This is a genomic window from Nitrosospira sp. NpAV, from assembly GCF_000832065.1.
Taxonomy (GTDB): Bacteria; Pseudomonadota; Gammaproteobacteria; order Burkholderiales; family Nitrosomonadaceae; genus Nitrosospira.
Genome location: NZ_JXQM01000313.1, coordinates 1 through 312 on the forward strand (window position 1 = coordinate 1; position 312 = coordinate 312).

Here is a 312-nt window from a genome sequence, read left to right on the forward strand (position 1 = left end):
GATGGTATCCAATCCAGTGACTTTTCAGAGTAACACTCCCATTGAAGATGTTATTCTGGAAATGGCAGAGAAAAAAATAGGTAGTATATGGGTGACAGATGAAAAGGGAGAGCTGCAGGGTATATTCACAGTAACCGACGCACTGGATGTTCTGGTCGAAATATTACGAGGCAGAAAATGACACAGGTCCGTGATTTAATGACGCCTATGCCTCAAACCATCGGCTTTGATATCTCAGTGGAAAAGGCTCTGGAGATGATGCAGGAATATGCCTGTCATCACCTCACCGTACTGAACGGTGGAAAACTGGTT

The 312-nt window shown here is 44.2% G+C and carries 1 protein-coding gene and 1 pseudogene; both read left to right on the forward strand.

Annotated elements, in window-relative coordinates:
- The coding region (locus SQ11_RS16240) for a CBS domain-containing protein (RefSeq protein ID WP_041515250.1) at positions 1 to 181 on the forward strand (181 nt) is incomplete at its 5' end.
- Between the two features lie 17 nt (positions 182 to 198).
- Positions 199 to 312: pseudogene (locus tag SQ11_RS18670) on the forward strand (CBS domain-containing protein); the annotation flags it as partial.